Below are 22,140 nucleotides of genomic sequence, written 5' to 3'. Positions count from 1 at the left end.
CCGCCCTTGGCACGGTTGCTGAACAGGCACCCCTCAAACCGGAGATATGATTGGCCCTTAGCGCGCTGACCCCACCGCCCAACCAAGCAGACGTTCAGGAACTGCTGCTGGAATTCCCTGACAACAGACTTCTGATTGATCTGTGCGGGGAGTATGACAAGAACCTCGCTCATATCGAAAATGCGCTATCGGTGCAGATCATCCGCCGCGGCAATCAGCTTGTCGTCATGGGTGGTGAGACCGGGGACCGTCTAGAGGCGCATCAGTTGTTGCAAGAGATGTATCAACGCCTGGAGACCGGCAAAACGCTGGAAACCGGCGATATTGATGCAGCTATCCGAATGAGCGGATCAGAAGCCGGCACCGGCACGCGCGGCGGCGACCAGATGGAGCTGTTCCAGGGCGGCAAGGTCGAGATCAAGACGCGTAAGAAAACGGTAGAGCCGCGGACGGATGCCCAGAAAGCCTATGTTCAGGCGCTTTTCGAGAATGAGCTGGCCTTTGGCATTGGTCCGGCAGGGACCGGCAAGACTTATCTGGCCGTCGCTGTTGGTGTGTCGATGTTTATCGGTGGCCATGTGGACCGGATCATTCTGTCGCGGCCAGCTGTTGAGGCGGGCGAGCGTTTGGGCTTTTTGCCCGGTGACATGAAAGACAAGGTCGATCCCTACATGCAGCCGCTTTATGACGCGCTGAATGACTTTTTGCCGGGCAAGCAAACCGCCAAGCTGATCGAGGAAAAGCGCATCGAGATTGCTCCCTTAGCGTTCATGCGCGGCCGCACTTTGGCCAACGCATTCGTCGTTCTGGACGAAGCTCAGAACGCCACGTCGATGCAGATGAAGATGTTCCTGACCCGTCTTGGCGAAGGTTCACGCATGGTTATCACCGGGGACCGCTCTCAGATCGACCTGCCGCGAGGCGTGCAATCGGGTCTTAAGGATGCCGAGAACCTGCTCAAGCATATCCCCAAGATTTCCTTTAACTATTTTACCTCCAAGGATGTCGTGCGGCACCCGCTGGTGGCAGCGATCATTGACGCTTACGAGAAAGCTGAAGGCTAAGCGCCCGTGTCAGAGCTTGTGGAAACGCTCATCGAGGATGCGCGCTGGAAGGATGTGGGTCTTGCCGCGCTGGCCGAGGTCGCAGCGCGCAACACGCTGGTGCACCGCTCCCTCAATCCCGACCACTTCGCGATCAGTTTGATGGGTTGCGATGACGCGCGGATCATGACGCTGAACAACGATTTCCGCGAGAAACCGAAGCCCACGAATGTGCTCAGCTGGCCTTCCGAGGATCGTGCGGCCGCGACCCCCGGCACGCATCCCAATCCTCCGCATATCGGCCCGATGCCGCCGGAGGAACTGGGTGATATCGCGATCGCCTACGAAACATGTCTGGCCGAGGCTGAAGCAGCCTCTAAGCAGATATCGGCGCATGTAACGCATCTGATCGTGCACGCGACGTTGCATTTGTTGGGTTACGATCACATATCCGACGCTGATGCGGCCCTTATGGAGGGTCTGGAGGTGGAAATCCTTGCGTCCATGGGCCAACCGGACCCATATAGTTAGAAGGCGGGCGTTTGAGCCCCCGCGTATTTTGGAAAAGGAACAATGGCCGACACGTCCGAGGGAAGCTCTAGCGCAGCGCAAAGCGCGCAAGACCCCGATACCGATAAAACGCCCGGCTTTTTTGGGCGCATCATTTCCTCTCTCAGCCCCGGCGAAGACGAGCCTCCTGTCATCGAAGCCCCCGCGCGCCATGTGCCGACCGGCCACGGCATGGGAAACCTGCGCAAGCTGCAGGTCGAGGATGTGATGATCCCCAAGGTCGAGATTACGGCCGTCCCCAATGATATTACCAAGGCCAATCTGGTGCAGGTGTTCCGCGATAGTGGCCTGACGCGTCTGCCCGTCTACGAAGGCACGCTGGATAGCCCGATGGGGATGGTCCACCTCAAGGATTTCGCGCTCAAGTTTGGATTTAACGGCAACAAGAGCTTCAAGTTAAGCGATGCGATGCGCGAGGTGCTGTATGTGCCGCCGTCTATGCCTATCGGTGTGCTGCTGCAAAAGATGCAAAGCGACCGAACGCATATGGCATTGGTGATCGACGAATATGGCGGCGTGGACGGCTTGTTGACCATCGAGGACCTGATTGAACAGGTCATCGGCGAGATCGAGGACGAACACGATATCGACGACGAGCAGCAATGGACCGAGGAAAAGCCCGGCACCTATCTGGCGCTTGCCACGACCCCGCTTGACGATTTCGAAGAGGCAGTGGGCGCATCGCTGACTGAAGATCTGGACGATGACGAGATCGACACTTTGGGTGGTCTGGTATTTGTGCTGACAGGTCGGGTGCCTGCGCGCGGCGAGGTTGTGCCACACCCCGCGGGTGCCGAATTCGAGGTAGTAGATGCCGATCCGCGCCGGATCAAACGGCTCCGCGTGCGCTTGGGCTAGTATGGATTTGCGGGAGAGCTGGATCGCGATGCAGACCCGTCGCCGGGTCATCGCGATAGCTATTCTTTCAGGTGTCGTTGCGGCACTCGGACACGCGCCATTCGATTTGCCGATCTTTAGCCTTTTGGGTCTCATGGCCGCGATGGCGCTGTATCTGTCTGCCACGACATGGCGCCGCGCTTTTCTGATTGGTTGGGCCGTGGGCTTTGGCTGGTTTGCCCCAAGCCTGCACTGGATTATCGAGCCCTTCTTGGTTGATATCGCGCGCCATGGCTGGATGGCGCCGTTTGCTTTGGTGCTCTTGGCGGGCGGATTGGCGCTGCTTTGGGGCGCGGGCTTTGCGCTCAGCGCAAGGTTTCGTGCGGGGCCGGTGCAAGCGGTTTTGCTGCTCTGCGTTATCTGGACCGGGGCCGAGGCTCTGCGTGGTGTGCTGTTTACAGGGTTTCCTTGGGCGCTGGTGGGCCATGTGCTGATCGACACGCCATATGTGCATCTGGCTGCCTACATCGGTGCGCTGGGCCTGACATTCGCGCTGCTGCTTGCGGCGGCCTGCCTGCTAACAGCGCTGTGGTTCAAGCGCTGGGCGCTGGTCCCAGCGGTCGGGCTGCTGGGCTTGCCCTTGCTTGTTGTGCCAGAGCCGCTTGCGGTAGGCCCGGATCGTCCCATGGTGCGCTTGATCCAGCCCAACGCCCCGCAGCACCAGAAATGGGATCCGGATTTCATCCCGATCTTCTATAATCGTCAGCTAGAGTTCACTCGCGCCGCGCCAGCCGTCGATCTGGTGGTCTGGCCTGAAACGGCAATTCCTTATGCGCTTGAGCGCGCAGGCGGTATCATCGCCCAGATAACTGAGGCTGCGAATGGGGCAGGCGTCATTCTGGGCGCGCAACGCTCCGAAGGCCCGGATTATTTCAATTCACTCGCCGTCGTGGGTCCGTCCGGCGCTCTGAGCGCGGTCTATGACAAGCATCATCTCGTGCCATTTGGCGAATACATCCCCCTGGCCGATCTCTTCTCGAATATCGGATTTCTGGGTGCGGCGGCACAGACCACAGGCGGCTACACGCCCGGCGCTGGCCCTGAGATCCTCGATATAGGCGCTTTGGGCAAAGCGCTTCCGCTGATCTGTTATGAAGGTGTCTTTCCACGCAATCTGCGGCTGCCAGGTCGGCCAGACTGGCTGCTGCTGATCACCAATGATGCGTGGTTCGGCACTTTTTCAGGCCCCTACCAGCACTTGGCCCAAGCCCGCTTACGCTCGGTCGAGCAGGGACTGCCGATGGTGCGCGTCGCCAATACAGGCATTTCGGCGATGATTGACCCGCATGGCCGCATCCTCGACAGCCTCCCGCTGGGCGAGGCGGGCTATCGCGATATCGCACTTCCTGCCCCACTTCTGCCCACATTTTATTCCAGAACCGGCGACGGGCCTTTGCTACTGTTGCTCGTTTTCGTTTCTTTGACGCTGGTTATGGCGCGAAAACGGTCTTCGATTGACGGCCCTGCGCCACAAGCGTAAGCGAGCAGCCATATAAACATCTGCCACAACGGCTTCCTGACGTGGCGGGATAACCTCAATGGAGCACTTTCATGTCACGTAAGAATTACACATTCACCTCGGAATCCGTCTCCGAGGGGCACCCCGATAAGGTGTGCGACCGCATTTCCGACGCCGTTCTCGATGCGTTTTTGGCCGAAGAGCCCGAAGCCCGCGTCGCCGCGGAGACCTTTGCCACCACAAACCGCGTTGTAATCGGTGGTGAGGTGGGCCTGTCTGACAAATCCAAGCTGAATGACTATCTGGGTCGGATCGATGACATCGCCCGCGCCTGTATCAAGGATATCGGCTATGAGCAGGACGAATTTCATCACGCAACCTGCGAAGTAACGAACCTGCTGCATCCGCAATCCGCGCATATCGCCCAGGGTGTCGATGCAGGCGAAGACAAGGATGAAGGTGCCGGTGACCAAGGTATCATGTTCGGCTATGCGACGACCGAAACCGACGCCTTGATGCCTGCGCCCATTCAATATGCTCATGCGATCCTGCGCCGTCTGGCCGAGGTCCGCAAAGACGGAACCGAGCCGACGCTGCGCCCGGATGCGAAATCGCAGCTGTCCGTTGTCTATGAGGACGGCAAGCCCATTGGTGTGTCGTCCATTGTGCTGTCGACCCAGCACGAGTCCGAGGATCAGACCAGTGACGATATCCGCGCCATCGTCGAGCCCTATATTCTGGAGGTCCTCCCTGAAGGTTGGGTGACAGAAGACACCGAGTGGTGGGTGAATCCCACGGGCACCTTCGTGATCGGTGGTCCTGACGGTGATGCGGGTCTGACGGGTCGCAAGATCATCGTGGATACCTATGGCGGCGCAGCCCCCCATGGCGGCGGCGCTTTTTCGGGCAAAGACCCGACCAAAGTGGACCGCTCTGCGGCCTATGCCGCGCGCTATCTGGCGAAGAATGTTGTCGCCTCTGGCATGGCCGACCGCTGCACGATCCAACTGAGCTATGCGATTGGTGTGGCCAAGCCGCTGTCGATCTATGCCGACACATTCGGCACTGGACAGGTGCCGGATGCCGAAATCGAAAAGGCGGTTGCACAGGTCATGGACCTGACCCCGCGCGGTATCCGCGAGCATCTTCAGATGAACCGCCCGATCTATGCCCGCACCGCAGCTTACGGCCATTTCGGTCGTCAGCCAGCCGCCGATGGCGGTTTCAGCTGGGAGAAAACCGATCTGGCCGAAGCGCTAAAGAAAGCCGTTTGATCGGATATTTCTAAAAAGCGAAACACAAAAAGGCGCGCGTTAAGGTTAACGCGCGCCTTTCGTCTTCTTTTGTCTGAAAATACCTGAAAACGCGCGGTCCTCCTCAGGCGTTGCGCTTGCCGGGAAGGCGCACTAGACCCCGGCGCATGACAGACAAGCACCCCTCTGGCGCGCCGTGGCGCAATTTTTATGGTCGGTTCAAAGGCAAAGGCCTGCGGGATAGCCAGCAGGCTTATCTGGATGAAGACCTGGCACAGTTCTCTCCGGGAGCTGTGGGATGGGAAGAAAACCCCGACCGTGTGCCTTTGGATGTAGAGGCGCTTTTTGGTGGCAAAGAGATCTGGCTTGAGATCGGTTTTGGCGGCGGTGAGCATCTGGTGCATCAGGCTGCCACGAACCCGGATGTCGGTATCATCGGTGCGGAGCCATACATAAACGGGGTCGCGATGCTGTTGGGCAAGGTGCGCAAAGCGGGGGTCAAAAACCTGCGCATCTATCCCAATGATGCGCGGCATTTGTTTGATGTGTTGCCTGAGGGCAGTGTTTCGAAAGCGTTTCTTCTCTACCCCGACCCTTGGCCGAAAAAGCGCCATCATCGGCGACGATTTGTAACTGCAGAGCATTTGCAGCCCTTGGCGCAGGTCTTGAAACCCGGCGCGGAGTTTCGCGTGGCGACTGACATTCCAGACTATGTGCGCCAGACTTTGGAACAGGTCCCAAAGGCTGGTTTTACCTGGACAGCAGAGCGCCCATCGGATTGGCGCGCGCCGTGGGATGACTGGATTTCGACGCGGTACGAGCAAAAGGCGCTGCGCGAGGACCGCGTGCCGCATTACCTGACTTTCCGACGCGACAGTTGAGGGTTTTCCCTGCAAGCGCAGCGCGCTAAGACGCGAGGAAGTGTAGAAGAGGGTTCCCCATGTCCAGCCACGGCACGCCAATACCGATGACCTCATACCCTTGTGGACCGCTGAGCGGCGTAGCTGAGGTGCCCGGCGACAAGTCGATCTCTCACCGCTCATTGATCCTTGGGGCGCTGAGCGTTGGTGAGACCAAGATCAGCGGTTTGCTGGAAGGCGAGGACGTATTGGACACGGCCAAGGCGATGCGCGCCTTCGGGGCCGAGGTGACGGATCATGGCGGTGGCAACTGGTCGGTGCATGGCGTTGGTGTCGGTGGGTTTGCCGAACCCGATCAGGTGATTGATTGCGGCAACTCCGGCACTGGGGTCCGGTTGATCATGGGCGCAATGGCGACATCGCCGATCGCAGCGACCTTTACCGGGGATGCGTCCTTACGTGGGCGTCCGATGGGGCGGATCACCGACCCGATTTCCGAATTTGGCGCAGCGTCCTACGGGCGCGAAGGCGGGCGTTTGCCGATGACGATTGTGGGTGCCGCGCAGCCTGTTCCGGTGCGGTACGTGGTGCCGATGCCGTCCGCTCAGGTCAAATCGGCGGTGCTTTTGGCGGGGCTGAATGCGCCGGGTCAAACCGTTGTCATAGAAAAGGAAGCAACCCGCGACCACACGGAACGGATGTTGGCGGGGTTCGGGGCTGAGATCAGTGTCGAGGACACCGACGAGGGCCGCGTGATCACGCTGACGGGCCAGCCGGAGCTCCAAGCGCAGACGATTGTGGTGCCGCGCGATCCCAGCTCGGCGGCGTTTCCGGTCTGTGCGGCACTAATCACCAAAGGCTCTGATGTGTTGGTGCCGGGGATTGGACTGAACCCGACGCGGGCCGGGCTTTACACCACCCTGCGAGAGATGGGCGCGGACCTGACCTACGAGAACGAGCGCGTTGAGGGCGGCGAGCCTGTGGCCGATCTGCGGGCGCGCTATTCGCCTGATATGACGGGCATTGCGGTGCCACCCGAACGGGCTGCCAGCATGATCGACGAATACCCGATCCTGTCGGTGGTCGCGGCTTTTGCGACAGGCAAGACGGTCATGGACGGCGTCAAGGAGCTGCGCGTCAAGGAAAGCGACCGGATTGATGCGATGGCCGTGGGTTTGCGCTCCAACGGGATCACCGTGGACGAGACCGAGGACAGTATGACGGTGCACGGGCTTGGCCCGGAAAGCGTGCCGGGTGGGGGCGAGGCCGCGAGCCATCTGGACCACCGCATCGCCATGTCCTTCATGTGTCTGGGCATGGGTTCTCAGAACGCGGTTCGCGTGGATGATGGAGGCCCGATTGCCACGTCCTTCCCGATTTTCGAGCCGTTGATGGCTCGGCTTGGGGCCAAGCTGGAGCGCGCATGAGCTTTACGATTGCCATTGATGGGCCGGCAGCGGCGGGCAAGGGGACGGTGTCGAAAGCAGTCGCAGCCCATTTCGGCTTTGCGCATCTTGATACAGGGCTGCTGTATCGGGCCGTTGGAGCGCTGACCTTGAAAGGCACGCCTGCGATTGACGCGGCTCGAGCGCTGGTGGCTGAAGACTTGGAAGATCCGGCTTTGCGCACGCCTGAAGTTGCGGATGCAGCGTCAAAAGTGGCGGTGATCCCTGAGGTCCGCGCGGCGTTGGTGGATTTCCAACGCGCTTTTGCGCGGCGCGCGGGCGGGGCGGTTTTGGACGGGCGCGATATCGGAACGGTGATCTGCCCGGAGGCGGAGGCAAAGCTGTTCGTCACCGCCTCGGCCCAGGTGCGGGCAGAGCGGCGGTTCAAGGAGTTGACCGAACGCGGGCTTGAGACATCTCTCAAAGCGGTCCTTGCCGACGTGGAAGAGCGCGACGCACGGGACCGCGAACGCGCAACGGCTCCGCTGAAGGCAGCAGAGGGCGCGGTCGTGATCGACACGTCCGAAATGGATATCGAGACGGCAGTGGCCACCGCGATTGCACATGTCGATGCGGTGCGTGGCGGTCTTTCGAAATAGAATGCGGCGCCGCATCAGCGGTCTCACATGATAGCGGGTCGCCCCGCCCCTACCGGGGGAGTTCCCCCGCTCTGATCAGATCAAGTGCCCTCGGTCAGAGGGAAACGTGAGCCTGTTTTGCAGTGGACAACCCTTGGCCCTCCTCCTGCTGGATCCGGGGATGGGTTTTATGAGGGCTGGTTTAAGGAAATGGAAATGCGGCGTGCGTTGGGGGATTGGTGAAATGACTTTCGCGTGTTGAACCGTCTCAATGGGAAAGCGGCTTCGACACGATGTTCTCGTTATCCTTCAATACTGACGGAGTTTACCAGCAAACTGAAAAGTTCGTTCTGAGACGAGATTTCCAACTTCTTGTAGAGTGATCGTCGGTGAACTTTAACCGTGTGGATGGAAATGCAGAGCTTCAATCCAATCGCCCGGCTAGAATGGCCTTGTACAATCAAGGCCGCTACTTCTGCTTGCCGCATGGAGATATCGGTACCACGAGATTGGGACATGGCGTAAAATCTTTGGTCCAATGGGACGGCGTCTGCTTGGCTGGTTATCGGGGTGTTTGGCTGGATTTGTCTGAGTTTTGGGGCGAGCACCTTCGCATAGAGCTTAAATTGCGCGACTTCGCTTGCCCGAAAGCGTCGTTGACCAAGGTTGCGGCCCATCGAAAGATGCACGGCTGTATTTTCATCAATCCGTGCCACAAAACCGACTTCATCGACCATTTTGGTCGCACCGAAGTATCTCGTGAAGTATTCGCTTGCCTCAAAGCGATCCGGTGCGATTTCCTTCAACCTGCTGGCCTCCCAGTCCGTCACCACGAAGGCGCGTTGAAAATACGGGTCGAGCATAAAGCCTAACTTCTCGTATCCTTCGTTGAAGACGGTGCGCAGATCTTCGTCTGGGATCCAACAAAACAGAACTTCTGGAAAGCCGTGGCGGTGGAACCGGATGGCCAAGATGTTCGTGACCGAGAAGGCCTTGCTGCAGAAAGGCACAACTGCGTCTTGATAGTCGGCAATATTGTCCGCGAGGGCGACACTGCAAAAAAAGTCAAATTGGTCCATGTCGCGCCTCGCTACACTACCAAAAAATGGAAAATATCGAGATAATATACCACTCTGGTGGTATTGGTCATGCTCAAGCCTGTCAACTAACGTCGATCTTGAGGGCTTGCGAGCCTCAGTTTCAGATCGGTGGAGATGCCATGACGGCCGCAATCGAAATATCGGGTTTACGGAAAATCTACCCGGGCTCGCCCCCTGTGCAGGCTCTGCGCCACGCGGATTTGACAATCCAAGACAACGAGTTCTTCACGTTATTGGGGCCATCGGGCTGCGGCAAAACCACGTTGTTGCGCCTGATTGCCGGTTTCGAGATCCCTACTGCGGGCGCGCTGAACTTGTTTGGGGAAGACATCTCGTACCTGCCGCCGGAGAGGCGTCCGATCAACACAGTCTTTCAGCATTATTCACTTTTCCCGCATATGACCGTCCTGGACAATGTTGCCTTCGGCCTCAAGCGGTTACGCAAAAGCGATGCCGAGGCAAAGAAAGTTGCCCAAGAAATGCTCGATCTGGTGCATCTGGCAGAATTTGGGTCACGCAAACCTAGCCAGTTATCTGGGGGCCAACAGCAACGCGTGGCCTTGGCCCGTGCTCTTGCACCTCACCCGCGAGTGCTGCTGTTGGACGAGCCTTTGTCCGCGCTTGATTTGAAATTGCGCCAGTCCATGCGGACCGAACTGAAGCGTCTTCAGAAAGAAACTGGGATCACCTTCGTTTTTGTAACGCACGACCAAGAGGAAGCGTTGGCGATGAGTGACCGGGTCGCCGTGATGTCACAGGGTGAGATTCAGCAGATCGGTGAACCTGCCACTATCTACGAGTACCCGGAGAACAAATTTGTTGCTGAATTTATAGGCGACGCCAATTTTTTTCACGCCAAGGTGTTGGGCGGAACCAACTACGGCCTGCCCAACGGAGAAACACTGGTCGGACCGGATATTGGTGCCGAAGTCGGGTCGACGGTAACGCTGTTCTTTCGACCTGAGAAGATCAACCTTCGAACGTCTGGTTCCGGGTTGGCAGGAACTGTTTCCGAAATCCTCTATCTGGGGAATAGCACGGATTACCTCATTGAATTGACACAAGGCGGAACGACAACCGTCCGTTCAGAAAATCACAAGGATGGCACGGCGCTGGCAGAGGTTGGCGCTGATGTGCGCGTGGATATCAATCCGGCTGCAGTGCGGGTTTTGATCAAATGAAACACGTTGGGGCCAGTCTCAGATCGCATTTGGCGCTGATCCCCGCGATCGTGGTCATCGGCGTTTTCATGATCGTGCCGATCCTGATCATCTTTGTGTATTCGTTTCTCGTGCCGGGAGATTACGGCGGAGTAACCCTTGAATTCACGACAGATGCCTATCGACGCTTGCTGTTCCAGCGGAACCTTTTTGATGAGATGGTGTTCGATCCGGCCTATCTGAAAATCGCGTTCCGGTCTCTATGGGTGGCGACGGTAGCGGTTGTCGGCTGCCTTATCCTTGGATTTCCGGTGGCCTACTACATCGCTTGTCAGTCGGAAGAGCGGCGCAACACCTTGCTGTTGCTTATCACAATCCCATTCTGGACGAACCTTCTGATCCGCACCTATTGCTGGATACTTGTGTTGCGCGATACGGGGCTGATTAACTCAACCTTGATCCGTGTAGGCCTGATAGACGAGCCATTGACCCTGCTTTACACCGAAGGGGCGATCGCCCTTGGCCTGATCTATACCTATGTGCCGTTCATGGTACTGCCGATTTATGCCGCTTTGGAAAGCTGGATCGGCGTCTGATCGAGGCAGCCCGAGACCTTTACTCCAACCGCTGGGTTGCTCTGCGCTACGTCGTGATTCCGCTCGCGTTGCCGGGGATTGTCGCGGGTTCGATCCTTGTTTTCATTCCGGCGCTTGGCGCATTTATCGCACCTGATCTTCTGGGCGGTGGCAAGAACCTGATGTTGGGATCTCTGGTGCAGCTGCAATTCTCTTCAGCGCGCAATTGGCCCTTCGGGTCGGCACTGGCGATGGTGATCATGGCCGTCGTTCTGTTGTGCCTGTTCTTCTATGCCCGCAGCGCCAAGAAAAATGGTGGAGGGATACAACATTGACCCAGAAACATGACATACGCCGGATGCCGGGCTTCAACTGGGTCACACTTCTCTTCTTTCTATTTCTATATCTGCCTTTGATTATCTTGGTGGTGTTTTCCTTCAACGCGTCACGGTCAGCCACGGTCTGGAGCGGGTTCTCGTTGGAATGGTACGTCAAGGCTTTCGCCAATGACGACATTCAACGTGCCACGAAAAACAGTCTGGTCATTGCGGTCTTTTCTACCATCAGTGCCACGACCATGGCGACAATGGCTGCCCTGTCGCTGGCGCGAAACCGCGACGTGAAGAAGAAAAACCTGTTTGGTGGCATTTTGATCCTGCCGCTGATGGTGCCTGAAATTGTCACCGCCGTGGCGACGCTTACCTTCTTCTCTGCCATCGGGTTGTCGCTTGGGTTGGGGAACATCATCATCGCGCATTCGGTGTTCTGCATTCCGTTTGCCTATCTGCCGATCCGCGCGCGACTTGACGGGATGGATGAGAACCTGGAGATCGCCGCCCGGGATCTCTACGCCAACAAATGGCAAACGCTAAGGCTGGTCACGCTGCCGCTTTTGATGCCCGGCATCGTTTCGGGTGCAATGCTCGCGTTCATCATCTCGCTGGATGACTTCATCATCACGCTGATGGTCGCCGAGGCCGGGTCAACCACCTTGCCGATCTACATCTACAGCCTTGTGCGCATTGGCATCACGCCAGAGGTCAACGCAATTTCGACCGTTCTCTTGGGGGTTTCGATCCTCGTCGTCACCGTGTCCTTCTTGGTCGGGAAAAAGAAATAGGACGCAATCTACGACATGGAGGCTACAATGAAAAAGATCACTATATCGTTGCTGGGCGTATTGCTTAGCTCAAGCGCGGCCTTGGCCGAGGGAGATCTGTTTCTGTACAACTGGACAGATTACACCGCTCCCGATCTGATCGAAAAGTTCGAGACTGAAACCGGTATTTCGGTGACGCTCGACACTTACGATTCCAATGAAACCCTGTTGGCCAAATTGCAGTCTGGCGCCACGGGATACGACATCGTTGTGCCCAGCCACAACTTTGTAGAGATTTTCATTTCGGAAGGTCTGTTGCAGCCCATAAATGCGTCCGAGCTTTCGTCCGCTGGCAACCTGAACGCGGATTTCACCAGCCCGTCCTGGGATGAGAACAACACCTATACAGTTCCGTGGCAATGGGGCACGACGTCTTACACCGTGAACACGGATGTGTTTGGCGGCGACATCAATACCTACGACGTTCTGTTCCAGCCACCGGCTGAATTGCAGGGTAATATCGGGATGTTCAAGTCACCCGACGAGGTGATTTCAATGGCGCAAATTTCGCTTGGATTGCCGCTCTGCAGTGAAGACCCGGCGGAAATGCAGCAAGTGCTGGAACTTCTGGAAGCCCAAAAACCACATGTCAAAACCTACAACTCCGACGGTATTTTGGAGCGTCTGACCTCAGGTGACGTTGCCGCCCATCAGAACTGGAACGGCTATTCAATCCGGGCGCGCAATGAAAACCCGGCCATGAGATACGCGTTTCCCAAGGAAGGTGTGATTACATGGGCCGATAACTTGGCCGTACCGGTGGGTGCTCCGAACTATGACAATGCCATCAAGTTCATCGAATTCATGATGGAGCCCGAAAATATCGCCATTCAGTCGAATTTCGCGGGCTATTCCAACGGAATTACCGGCAGCGATGCATTCATGAGCGAAGAACTGAAAACGGCGCACGAACTCTCACCACCCGAGGGTACGCCGCTTGTCTTTTCACAAACCTGCTCTCCTGCGGCAGTGGATCTTCAGAATCGCGTTTGGACCGCGCTTCTGCAGTAAGACCAATTCCTCCCGACCTCAGGCGGGGCGTCATGCTCCGCCTGTTTTTTTAACCGGAGAAACCATGCACACAGTTTATTCCGACAAGCACAAATTGCGCGATGCCAAGATCGAGATACATGAAGGCAAGGTGGTCGCACCTTTCGAGTGTCCACGCCGGGCGGAAATCATTCTTGCACGTGTCATTTCCGAACAGCTTGGCGACGTAGTTGAACCGGAATTCTACAATCTTGAACCTGTACTTGCGGTTCACGATGCCGGGTTTGTCCAGTTCTTGGAAACCTGTGCGTCGGATTGGGCAGCCGCTGGCTTCGCGGGCGAGGCCATTGCCAATTGCTGGCCGACGCGCACGATGAATTCACCCCACATACCCGAAATGATTGAAGGCAAGGTTGGATACTATGCCTTGGCCAGCGAAACGACAGTGTCAGAGGGCACTTGGGAAGCGGCACTTGCCAGCAAGGATGTGGCATTGACCGCCACCGAGCTGGTTCTTGACGGACAGAGAGCCGCCTTTGGCCTTTGCCGCCCGCCCGGCCATCATGCGGCCTCTGATCAGTTCGGCGGCTACTGCTTTTTGAACAATGCCGCCATCGCCGCCCAACACGCGCTGGAAAAAGGCGCAAAGAAGGTCGCGATCCTGGATGTCGATTTTCACCATGGAAACGGCACGCAACAGATCTTTTATGGGCGCGATGACGTTCTGTTCCTGTCCATCCACGGTGACCCGATGGAGGCGTTCCCATATTTCTTGGGGCATGCCGACGAAGAAGGACAAGGATCAGGCCAAGGCTACAACGTGAACTACCCTCTTGCATCGGGCGCCACCTACGAGGTCTGGAAAGCAGCGCTTGAACAGGCCCTTGCGCGCATCAGGGAATACAAGGCCGATGTCCTGATCGTTTCGCTTGGCGTCGACACATTCGAAGACGACCCGATCAGCTTCTTTAAGTTGGAAAGTGACGACTTCACGGATTACGGCGGCATGCTTGCTGCGCTGGACCTGCCGACAGTCTTCTTGCTGGAGGGCGGCTATGCTGTCGAACAGGTCGGCATCAACGTGGTGAATGTATTGCAGGGCTTTGACCGGGCGGCCGGCTAGTTCCTCAAGGAAAATCCAGAAGGACCAAAGCTTTGCACACCGAAAGCTACTATGCGGCAACGCGCAATGATGTTGCTCCCTATCCGGAACTGACAGGGGACCACCGTGTCGATGTGGTGATCATCGGCGGTGGATTTTCAGGCATTTCGACGGCAGTGGACCTAACGGAACGCGGGCTGAAAGTTGTCGTTTTGGAAGCCAAACAAATCGGCTGGGGTGCCACGGGACGCAACGGCGGTCAAATCACCGGCAGCCTCTCCGGCGATAAGGCCATGGCACGGGAGTTTCGGAAATCCATCGGATCGGATGCGGATGATTTTGTCTGGGGCCTGCGTTGGCATGGACACGACATCATTCGAAACCGCGTTCAGAAATACGGCATCGCGTGTGATTTGAAGTTTGGCCAGATGCAAACCGCGATGAAGCCCAGCCATATGCAGGAGCTTACCCAGATTTATGACGAAGGCCAGCGGCGGGGCATGGGGGATGTGCTGACCATGCTCGACGGGTCGCAGATGCCAGAGTATCTGGAAACCGACCTGTATTGCGGCGGATTGCTGAACACCAAGAACATGCATGTGCATTCATTGAACCTGTGCCTGGGCGAGGCCCGCGCCGCTGCGAATGCCGGGGCGTTGATCTTTGAACAATCCGAAGTGACGCATATCGAACACGGGGCAACACCACGCGCCGTTACACAAAAAGGGTCCGTGGCGGCCAATGCGGTGTTGATCGCAGGCAATGCTTATCACTTGCTGGACCAGAAGCGACTAGGGGGTGCTTTGTTTCCCGCATCGCTGAGCATCATGGCGACAGAACCCTTGGGTGACATGGCTGACCAGATCAACCCCAAAGACATCGCCGTGTACGATTCCAGGTTTGTGCTCGATTACTATCGTCTAACGGCGGATAAGAGGCTCATGTTCGGCGGCGGCACGAATTATTCCGGCAGGAACACAACAGATGTCGAAGCACAGTTGCGCCCGGCCGTCGAACGAACGTTCCCGCGCTTGAAAGGCGTCAAAGTCGACTACTCCTGGAGCGGCATTGACGGGATCATCATCAACCGCATTCCCGAGGTTGGGAGGCTTTCTGACAACGTCTTTTTCGTTCAGGGCTTTTCCGGTCACGGCATCGCGCTTTCCCATATTCTGGGCGAGATCATGGCCGAAGCCATCACAGGCCATCTGGAGCGCTTTGATGTATTTGCCAACGTCAAACACCTGCGTCTGCCATTCGGACGACGGGCGGGCAGCCTGATGGTGGCTGTCGGCATGATCTACTATTCGCTTCTTGAGAAGCTTCGCTAACCCAAAGTAGGTGCGAAAATGACCAGCATTCGTGAAGCTTATGACACGTATTGCGCTCAATATGGCCCACCTGATCGCATCGAAATGATGATGTGCGATCTGAACGCGGTCTTGCGTGGAAAATGGCTTCCCGGCGAGGATATCTCAAAGTTGCAGAATGGCGACGTGCGGCTTCCTTTGTCTGCCTACGCCGCCAATATCGGGGGGCATGAGGTTGATGAAACCGGCCTTGGCAGCATCGCAAATGATCCCGACGGTGTTGTGATCGCCGTGCCTGAAAGCATGTCCGCTGTCCCGTGGGCCTCTGACAAAGTTCTTCAGGTTCTGGTAGATCTGAAGGACGAGAATGATCAGATTTGCTTGCTTTCCTCGCGGAATATGCTCCGTAAAATGCTTGATCGCTTTGAGGGATTGAACCTGTCACCGGTCGTCGCGACCGAGTTGGAGTTTCACATCATCCAGACAAGGGAGACTTCGTCCGAGGCGCCCAAGCCGTTGGAGTTGTCGCCAGACGCACAATGCTATGATCTTGATGCGATGGCCGATCAGCAGGCAATCCTGAATGAAATTATGGATACATGTGCGGTGCAAGGCATCGCCGCGGATACACTGATCGCCGAATACGGCCCGGGCCAGTTTGAAGTGAATTTCCATCACACGAATGATGTCATGCACGCCGCAGATACAGTTATCCTGTTCCGTCGCATGGTGCGCGGTATCCTGAAAAAACACGGCCTTGGCGCAACATTCATGGCCAAACCCTATGCTGACAGCCCGGGGAACGGCATGCATGTTCATGTGTCGCTAAATGATGGCGAGAACCGAAATATCTTCAGCAGCACTGCGCAATCATTGTCACCGACCCTTGGGTCGGCGGTGGCTGGTGTTTTAAGCAGCATGCAGGATTTGCAGGCGGTGTTCGCACCGCACATGAATTCATTTCGCCGGTTTCAAACCAACAGTTTTGCCCCCACGACGCCTGATTGGGGCATCGATAACCGCAACGCGGCGGTGCGGATACCGGAGATTTCCGGGCGCGGTGCACGGTTGAAACACCGCATCTGCGGGGCGGATGTGAATCCATATCTTGCCCTCACCGCAATTTTGGGGGGCATCTTGCACGGACTGGAGCACAAGCTGACACCGCCGCTTGCGCTTGAAGATCCCGCTTGCCGCCCTGCGCCACCGCTGGAGCATGACTGGAAGAACGCGGTTGAAAGATTTGCAAACTCGACGATCGCCAAGGCGATTTTCGGTGTGCCGTTCATTGAGGTTTACTCTGCCATCCGCCGCAGTGAGATCGATCTGCTCAGAACGCCCGTCACCCCTGCGGAATACGCCTATTATCTCGGCAGAATGTAGCTGTCCTACACCTCAGGCGCTCAAATGATCATCCGCCACAACCACACCAGAAAGAATGGTCCTCATGGCCGAAGTAATCTGTACATCGCCGGTTGATGGAAGCGTCTATGCCCGCAGGACTGTTCTGACGCGGGATGAAGCTCGGGATGTTAGTGCCCGTTCAAGGGCGGCTGGCCTTCTTTGGAAAGAAAAGTCCTTGGCCGACCGTGTGGCGCTTGTGTTGGGTTTTGTCGACAAGATGATCGAGGACCAGGACAGCGCCGCCAAAGAGATTGCGTGGATGATGGGACGGCCGGTGCACCAATCGGCGAGTTCTCAGGCTGCATCGAACGCGCAACATACATGGCGTGTATCGCCGAAAAGGCGCTTGCGCCTATGGTGATTGAGGACAGCGCGCAATTCGAGCGCCGCATCGAACGAGAGCCGCATGGCATCGTGTTTGTGGTTGCTCGGTGGAACTATCCCTATCTGACCTCAATCAATACAATCGTACCGGCTCTGATTGCAGGCAACACCGTCGTTATGAAGCATGCAGCACAGACCCTGCTGGATGGTGAACACATGATCCGCGCTGCAAAATCCGCCGGTCTGCCCGATGACATTTTGCAGAATGTATATCTTGATCATCACACAACTTCAGAGTTGATCGCAGAGTCCACCTTTGACTTTGTCAACTTCACGGGCTGCGTAGGTGGAGGGCAAGCGATGGAGCGCGCGGCGGCCGGAACATTTGTAGGAGTAGGCAACGAGTTGGGTGGCAAAGATCCTGCCTATGTGATGGAGGACGCAGATTTGGACGAGGCCGTCGCGTCCTTGATGGATGGGGCATTTTACAATGCAGGCCAATGCTGCTGCGGTATCGAACGCGTGTATGTGCATCATGCTGTTTATGATGAATTCGTGAAGCGGGCTGTGGTCGAGGTTGAAAAATCCCACAAAGGATGGGGGCTCGGCGTCGACACGTATTGCGTGAGTGATTGGCCTGCGGACCTTGGAAACCCACCCGCTACGCTTCGGATGCAGGCCTATCATCAGGATCAAGTGACCGCTATTCCTGCTTCGGCGCGCTGCATTGCACAGTCGAATTTTGTGAATTTGCCGCGCTTTGGTATCCGGGTGCCTCACTCACCGTCCAAGGGCATCCCGAGTTTACGCAGTCATATGCAAGAGCGCTCATTCAGGATCGCAGAGGCACGATCCTTCAAGAGGAAGTCGCTGTCGCAGCGTTAAGCACAGTTTCGGCAGAAACCAACATGGATCAGTTGGCGCTTTCCATTTCAAGTCTCGTTACGAAGCATCGGTGTATCTGACCAACCCAACCTTACCGGCCCGGTCAGATTGTAAATGCAAGATCGGTTGGCGCCCCATTTCTTGCGCCGCGAGCGTGTGCAGTGAGAACACCCCAAGTATAGGTTGGGCTGGCAGCAGACGGTCCCGACGATTACAGTCTTTACACTTGGCGACGTACCTCCGGGCAACAGCGAAACCCCCATCCCCCTTGATCCCAAGGGGAATCCTGCGTATAGCGGCGCTGTCAAACGGCGGAACAGTCGTGGCACATGAGCCTTGAGCAGGGTCGGTATTATACCGGCCCTCATTGTTTTGGGTTCAACGCTGCGGGGAAGACGCCCCGACCAAACCCCAAGACCGGCGGAGCCAACCGCGCGGCCAGAAAACAAACGTGTAAGGAAAACAAACGCTTATGGCGAATGCAACCATGGAGGAGTTTGAAGCACTCCTAAACGAAAGCTTCGAAATTGACACGCCCGACGAGGGCTCTGTTGTCAAAGGCAAGGTCATCGCTATTGAGGCGGGCCAGGCCATCATCGACGTCGGCTACAAAATGGAAGGCCGTGTCGAGTTGAAAGAATTCGCAAATCCCGGCGAAGCTCCTGAGATTGAAGTTGGCGACGAGGTGGAGGTGTTCCTCCGTCAGGTCGAGAACGCGCGTGGCGAGGCTGTCATCAGCCGCGAGATGGCCCGCCGTGAGGAAGCCTGGGATCGTCTTGAGAAGGCCTATGCCGATGAGAACCGCGTTGAAGGCGCGATCTTTGGTCGGGTCAAAGGTGGCTTCACCGTTGATCTGGGCGGCGCTGTTGCGTTCCTGCCCGGCTCTCAGGTCGATGTGCGCCCCGTGCGCGACGCCGGCCCGCTGATGGGCATGAAGCAGCCGTTCCAGATTCTGAAAATGGACCGTCGCCGTGGCAACATCGTTGTCTCGCGTCGTGCTATTCTTGAGGAATCCCGTGCGGAGCAGCGCGCCGAGGTTATCGGCAACCTGACCGAAGGCCAGGCTGTGGACGGTGTGGTCAAGAACATCACCGAATACGGTGCGTTTGTGGACCTCGGCGGTGTCGACGGTCTGCTGCACGTGACCGACATGGCATGGCGCCGTGTGAACCACCCCTCCGAAATCCTTGCGATTGGCGAGACGGTCAAGGTTCAGGTCATCAAGATCAACAAAGAGACCCACCGCATCAGCCTTGGTATGAAGCAGCTGCAGGACGATCCGTGGGATCTGGTTGCTGCGAAGTACCCGCTGGAATCGGTGCATACCGGTCGCGTCACCAACATCACCGATTACGGTGCGTTTGTTGAGCTGGAGCCCGGTGTCGAAGGTCTGGTTCACGTCTCGGAAATGTCCTGGACGAAGAAGAACGTACACCCGGGCAAGATCGTCTCCACCTCGCAGGAAGTGGAAGTCATGGTTCTGGAAATCGACGGTGCCAAGCGCCGCGTCTCCCTTGGTCTCAAGCAGACCATGCGCAACCCCTGGGAAGTCTTTGCCGAGCAGTTCGCTGTCGGCACAGAGGTCGAGGGCGAGGTCAAGAACATCACCGAGTTTGGTCTGTTCATCGGTCTGGAAGGCGACATCGACGGCATGGTTCACCTGTCGGATCTGACATGGGAAGGCCGTGGCGAAGACGTGATCGGCGACTACCGCAAGGGCGACGTCGTGAAGGCCGTTGTCACCGAAGTGGACACCGAGAAAGAGCGTATTTCGCTGTCGGTCAAGGCGCTGGGCAATGACCAGTTTGCCGAAGCTGTGGGCGGCGTGAAGCGCGGTTCGATCATCACCGTCACTGTGACGGCGATCGAGGATGGTGGCATCGAGGTCGAGTATGAGGGCATGAAGTCCTTCATCCGCCGTTCGGACCTGTCGCGTGACCGTGCCGAGCAACGCCCTGATCGCTTTGGCGTAGGCGACAAGGTCGACGTGCGTGTCACCAATGTGGACGCCAAGACCCGCCGTCTGGGCGTGTCGATCAAGGCGCGCGAGATCGCGGAAGAGAAAGAGGCCGTCGAACAGTTCGGCTCCTCGGACTCAGGTGCATCGTTGGGCGATATCCTTGGTGCGGCGCTGAAGGGCGACGACGAGAAGTAATTGCATCCTTCGGGATGGATGGGCCTCGCCTTTAGGCGGGGCCTTTCTTATGTGGACGTCTGTCAAGCCCACCCACTGATGCTGCGAATGCTCATGCAATCTGTAAATGTCGGCAATGAGCCCAGAGTTACCGATGCTGCGCATTATTCAAACGACAGCAATGCGCGCGATGCTGACGCCTAACAGGACCTATCACTTGTGCCCGCTGATTATTCCTCGTTTCGATATGTGACGACCGATCCCAAATTTTGGAAAGCACCATTGCGAAGTCTGAACGTAACTATATGCTCTGCAATTCTGCTCCGCATCGCAGATCGCTTCGCACCTCTCAAGAGCTATGCCTTTGATCCCAGTCTGCGTTAGGTCAGCGCCGAAGAAGTCCGTATCAGTGTATCTCTGGAATCTCTGTGTTGGTTTCACGGCAGCGGATAACGGGCAACTGTTCTCGATCCCTAACATCAACTTTTTTGCGCCGTCGAGGTTCATACCGGATATGCCGAGGAAGACAGGTGCATCGTAGGCAAACTGAAACTGCATTCCGATCTGATCGCCATTCTTTATAGCTGCCCAAAATCTAGTTGGAACGATGAAGGTAGCATTCAGCCACCCGTTCACGATTTCCGGCTCACCTATTAGAAATTCTGTGAAGGGATAACGCTCTCCGTCTAGCTCTAAGCTGATCGCCCTCATCGAGCGCGCTTCTTCAGTTCGCCCTTGGGGATCGAAGATGACATGCGTCGCTATTTGGGATCCGTTAGGTGAACAATAAAAGAGCATTTTATTTATGCCAAATGAGGTGTTTCTCTCCCCTTTCAAATATAGAATGCTGTTGCCCGTGACCGGATCCGTTGCTGTGACAGTCCAATTAGTGCGGCCAATGCCATTGTTTGCGATCCCTAGATGCAACATCTGGGATAGGTCCAACAGCCGCATCGATTGGGATCCTGCCTTGGTCATTTCCACAAAGAAGGCTGACCCGACATCCATTTCCTCTAGGAAGCTAATGATTGCTGCAGATGCAACCTGAGCGAGTTCTCCATCATTTTCAGAGGGCTCCTTGCTGTAAAAGCGATGTACTCCGAATACGTCATCATCCTGGAAATAGCGAAACACGCCACCTAAATATGCGAAGGTGCATGCCGACATACAAATGGCCCCGCCTCTAACCGGTTCTCCGGCATCATCTAGCCTTGAGACGCCGGTGCTAAATCCGTGTTTTCGGATAGTTCTGGCCAATTCCATGCCACCAAAGAGTGAGCCACCAGGTGAATTGAAATAGATAGTCGAATACGGTGTGACCTTGCCATCGGCAATCAGCGCTTCAAGCCTTTCGGCTTCGTTCCCATCGAAATCACCATCTATGTAAACCGAAACACCCGACCCACAAATCACTTCGGGACAGCCAGAGGAGACCACTTCAATCCTTGCGTCCGCGCGGGTGTCTGCTCCCCAGACGACTAAGAAGCTGGCGACTAAGAAGCGGAAAAACATGAAAAGTCCTAACGTTGGGCAAGTAGAGGGAATATCTAGTCATAATAACTTTCAAGCAAGAGGAGGCTTGTGCTCTGCACGCAAAAAACGAGGCGATCACTCCGTCTGTCCGAAAAGGGTTGGCTGCGGTCGTTGCCATGAGTTGCACAGACGGCAGCAAAGTCCCGCGCCTTACCAGTTGATGCGGCGTGCAGCGAAAGGCAGGACTTCCTAGACCCGACCTTCGTAGATCACGCGGCGAAAGTGTCCGCAGAGCCGATTTTGTTGAAAAACTCTTCTTTTCTGACGCTTTGGTTTGCGTCATCGCGTTAATTTACTGGGATGTCCGAAGTAGGACCGCGCTCTTACTCAAAGGCTGGGTCCATCGGCTTGAGCTTTGC

General features: G+C 56.6%; 20 protein-coding genes and 1 riboswitch. Of the genes, 18 read left to right on the top strand and 2 right to left on the bottom strand.

Annotation, left to right across the window (positions count from 1 at the left end):
- Nucleotides 1-50: 50 nt before the first annotated feature.
- The 8 genes from KUW67_RS08130 to KUW67_RS08095 all read left to right on the top strand — a co-directional run bounded on the left by KUW67_RS08130 (nucleotide 51) and on the right by KUW67_RS08095 (nucleotide 8,126).
- On the top strand, nucleotides 51-1,064 hold the full coding sequence (locus KUW67_RS08130) for a PhoH family protein (protein WP_224824807.1): 1,014 nt from the start codon (nucleotides 51-53) through the stop codon (nucleotides 1,062-1,064).
- Between the two features lie 6 nt (nucleotides 1,065-1,070).
- The gene (gene ybeY / locus KUW67_RS08125) at nucleotides 1,071-1,574 is read left to right on the top strand and encodes an rRNA maturation RNase YbeY (RefSeq protein WP_224824806.1); all 504 of its coding nucleotides are present in this window, start codon (nucleotides 1,071-1,073) and stop codon (nucleotides 1,572-1,574) included.
- Between the two features lie 42 nt (nucleotides 1,575-1,616).
- On the top strand, nucleotides 1,617-2,471 hold the full coding sequence (locus KUW67_RS08120) for a hemolysin family protein (protein WP_224824805.1): 855 nt from the start codon (nucleotides 1,617-1,619) through the stop codon (nucleotides 2,469-2,471).
- A 1-nt stretch (nucleotide 2,472) separates the two neighbouring features.
- Entirely contained in the window at nucleotides 2,473-3,990 is a 1,518-nt protein-coding gene (gene lnt / locus KUW67_RS08115) for an apolipoprotein N-acyltransferase (protein WP_224824804.1), read from the top strand.
- A 17-nt stretch (nucleotides 3,991-4,007) separates the two neighbouring features.
- Nucleotides 4,008-4,056, top strand: a riboswitch (SAM-SAH riboswitch).
- Nucleotides 4,057-4,061: 5 nt separating this feature from the next.
- Nucleotides 4,062-5,243, top strand: coding sequence for a methionine adenosyltransferase (metK, locus tag KUW67_RS08110; protein ID WP_224824803.1), 1,182 nt, complete (start codon nucleotides 4,062-4,064; stop codon nucleotides 5,241-5,243).
- Between the two features lie 146 nt (nucleotides 5,244-5,389).
- Entirely contained in the window at nucleotides 5,390-6,103 is a 714-nt protein-coding gene (gene trmB, locus KUW67_RS08105; protein WP_224824802.1) for a tRNA (guanosine(46)-N7)-methyltransferase TrmB, read from the top strand.
- Between the two features lie 59 nt (nucleotides 6,104-6,162).
- Nucleotides 6,163-7,509: a 3-phosphoshikimate 1-carboxyvinyltransferase gene (aroA, locus tag KUW67_RS08100; RefSeq protein ID WP_224824801.1), complete on the top strand. Its 1,347-nt coding sequence runs from the start codon at nucleotides 6,163-6,165 to the stop codon at nucleotides 7,507-7,509.
- Entirely contained in the window at nucleotides 7,506-8,126 is a 621-nt protein-coding gene (locus tag KUW67_RS08095) for a d(CMP) kinase (protein WP_224824800.1), read from the top strand. The genes aroA and KUW67_RS08095 overlap by 4 nt, the downstream gene beginning before the upstream one ends.
- Before the next feature lie 281 nt (nucleotides 8,127-8,407).
- Here the strand turns inward: KUW67_RS08095 and KUW67_RS08090 are convergent, their stop codons facing one another.
- Nucleotides 8,408-9,184, bottom strand: a complete 777-nt coding sequence (locus KUW67_RS08090) for a helix-turn-helix transcriptional regulator (protein ID WP_224824799.1) — start codon at nucleotides 9,182-9,184, stop codon at nucleotides 8,408-8,410.
- Between the two features lie 140 nt (nucleotides 9,185-9,324).
- Here KUW67_RS08090 and KUW67_RS08085 point away from each other — a divergent pair, with 140 nt between their 5' ends.
- The 10 genes from KUW67_RS08085 to rpsA all read left to right on the top strand — a co-directional run bounded on the left by KUW67_RS08085 (nucleotide 9,325) and on the right by rpsA (nucleotide 20,269).
- Entirely contained in the window at nucleotides 9,325-10,386 is a 1,062-nt protein-coding gene (locus tag KUW67_RS08085; protein WP_224824798.1) for an ABC transporter ATP-binding protein, read from the top strand.
- Nucleotides 10,383-10,961 carry an ABC transporter permease gene (locus KUW67_RS08080; RefSeq protein ID WP_224824797.1) on the top strand — a complete coding sequence of 193 codons (579 nt, stop codon included), beginning with the start codon at nucleotides 10,383-10,385 and terminating at the stop codon, nucleotides 10,959-10,961. The genes KUW67_RS08085 and KUW67_RS08080 overlap by 4 nt, the downstream gene beginning before the upstream one ends.
- Complete coding sequence (locus KUW67_RS18470; RefSeq protein WP_370634949.1) at nucleotides 10,850-11,275, top strand: ABC transporter permease; 426 nt, start codon at nucleotides 10,850-10,852, stop codon at nucleotides 11,273-11,275. The genes KUW67_RS08080 and KUW67_RS18470 overlap by 112 nt, the downstream gene beginning before the upstream one ends.
- Nucleotides 11,276-11,298: 23 nt before the next feature.
- On the top strand, nucleotides 11,299-12,060 hold the full coding sequence (locus KUW67_RS08070) for an ABC transporter permease (RefSeq protein WP_370634948.1): 762 nt from the start codon (nucleotides 11,299-11,301) through the stop codon (nucleotides 12,058-12,060).
- Between the two features lie 27 nt (nucleotides 12,061-12,087).
- Nucleotides 12,088-13,110: an extracellular solute-binding protein gene (locus KUW67_RS08065; RefSeq protein WP_224824795.1), complete on the top strand. Its 1,023-nt coding sequence runs from the start codon at nucleotides 12,088-12,090 to the stop codon at nucleotides 13,108-13,110.
- Nucleotides 13,111-13,174: 64 nt separating this feature from the next.
- Nucleotides 13,175-14,212, top strand: a complete 1,038-nt coding sequence (locus KUW67_RS08060) for a histone deacetylase family protein (protein ID WP_224824794.1) — start codon at nucleotides 13,175-13,177, stop codon at nucleotides 14,210-14,212.
- A 32-nt stretch (nucleotides 14,213-14,244) separates the two neighbouring features.
- A complete protein-coding gene (locus KUW67_RS08055; RefSeq protein ID WP_224824793.1) occupies nucleotides 14,245-15,522 on the top strand; it encodes an FAD-binding oxidoreductase in 1,278 nt (425 codons plus the stop codon).
- Between the two features lie 18 nt (nucleotides 15,523-15,540).
- Nucleotides 15,541-16,884, top strand: coding sequence for a glutamine synthetase family protein (locus KUW67_RS08050; protein WP_224824792.1), 1,344 nt, complete (start codon nucleotides 15,541-15,543; stop codon nucleotides 16,882-16,884).
- A 276-nt stretch (nucleotides 16,885-17,160) separates the two neighbouring features.
- The gene (locus tag KUW67_RS08045) at nucleotides 17,161-18,114 is read left to right on the top strand and encodes an aldehyde dehydrogenase family protein (protein WP_370634935.1); all 954 of its coding nucleotides are present in this window, start codon (nucleotides 17,161-17,163) and stop codon (nucleotides 18,112-18,114) included.
- A 472-nt stretch (nucleotides 18,115-18,586) separates the two neighbouring features.
- Nucleotides 18,587-20,269, top strand: coding sequence for a 30S ribosomal protein S1 (gene rpsA / locus KUW67_RS08040; protein ID WP_224824791.1), 1,683 nt, complete (start codon nucleotides 18,587-18,589; stop codon nucleotides 20,267-20,269).
- 192 nt (nucleotides 20,270-20,461) lie between these two features.
- On the opposite strand, the gene KUW67_RS08035 is transcribed toward rpsA, so the two are convergent.
- Nucleotides 20,462-21,760, bottom strand: coding sequence for a PAN domain-containing protein (locus KUW67_RS08035; protein ID WP_224824790.1), 1,299 nt, complete (start codon nucleotides 21,758-21,760; stop codon nucleotides 20,462-20,464).
- Nucleotides 21,761-22,140 lie beyond the last annotated feature (380 nt).

Source organism: Cognatishimia sp. MH4019 (assembly GCF_020177595.1).
Lineage (GTDB): Bacteria > Pseudomonadota > Alphaproteobacteria > Rhodobacterales > Rhodobacteraceae > JAHTBL01.
The sequence above is the reverse complement of the archived record's forward strand: the minus strand, read 5'-3'. Positions and strand labels throughout refer to the sequence as shown.

Excerpts from the sequence above, each read along its gene's own strand:
- KUW67_RS08095 (WP_224824800.1), top strand. The coding sequence starts at position 7,506 with ATGAGCTTTACGATTGCCATTGATGGGCCGGCAGCGGCGGGCAAGGGG.
- KUW67_RS08065 (WP_224824795.1), top strand. The coding sequence starts at position 12,088 with ATGAAAAAGATCACTATATCGTTGCTGGGCGTATTGCTTAGCTCAAGC.
- metK (WP_224824803.1), top strand. The coding sequence starts at position 4,062 with ATGTCACGTAAGAATTACACATTCACCTCGGAATCCGTCTCCGAGGGG.
- lnt (WP_224824804.1), top strand. The coding sequence starts at position 2,473 with ATGGATTTGCGGGAGAGCTGGATCGCGATGCAGACCCGTCGCCGGGTC.
- KUW67_RS08035 (WP_224824790.1), bottom strand. The coding sequence starts at position 21,760 with ATGTTTTTCCGCTTCTTAGTCGCCAGCTTCTTAGTCGTCTGGGGAGCA.
- KUW67_RS08120 (WP_224824805.1), top strand. The coding sequence starts at position 1,617 with ATGGCCGACACGTCCGAGGGAAGCTCTAGCGCAGCGCAAAGCGCGCAA.
- KUW67_RS08070 (WP_370634948.1), top strand. The coding sequence starts at position 11,299 with ATGCCGGGCTTCAACTGGGTCACACTTCTCTTCTTTCTATTTCTATAT.
- rpsA (WP_224824791.1), top strand. The coding sequence starts at position 18,587 with ATGGCGAATGCAACCATGGAGGAGTTTGAAGCACTCCTAAACGAAAGC.
- KUW67_RS08090 (WP_224824799.1), bottom strand. The coding sequence starts at position 9,184 with ATGGACCAATTTGACTTTTTTTGCAGTGTCGCCCTCGCGGACAATATT.
- KUW67_RS08080 (WP_224824797.1), top strand. The coding sequence starts at position 10,383 with ATGAAACACGTTGGGGCCAGTCTCAGATCGCATTTGGCGCTGATCCCC.
- KUW67_RS08050 (WP_224824792.1), top strand. The coding sequence starts at position 15,541 with ATGACCAGCATTCGTGAAGCTTATGACACGTATTGCGCTCAATATGGC.
- KUW67_RS08085 (WP_224824798.1), top strand. The coding sequence starts at position 9,325 with ATGACGGCCGCAATCGAAATATCGGGTTTACGGAAAATCTACCCGGGC.
- aroA (WP_224824801.1), top strand. The coding sequence starts at position 6,163 with ATGTCCAGCCACGGCACGCCAATACCGATGACCTCATACCCTTGTGGA.
- trmB (WP_224824802.1), top strand. The coding sequence starts at position 5,390 with ATGACAGACAAGCACCCCTCTGGCGCGCCGTGGCGCAATTTTTATGGT.
- KUW67_RS08060 (WP_224824794.1), top strand. The coding sequence starts at position 13,175 with ATGCACACAGTTTATTCCGACAAGCACAAATTGCGCGATGCCAAGATC.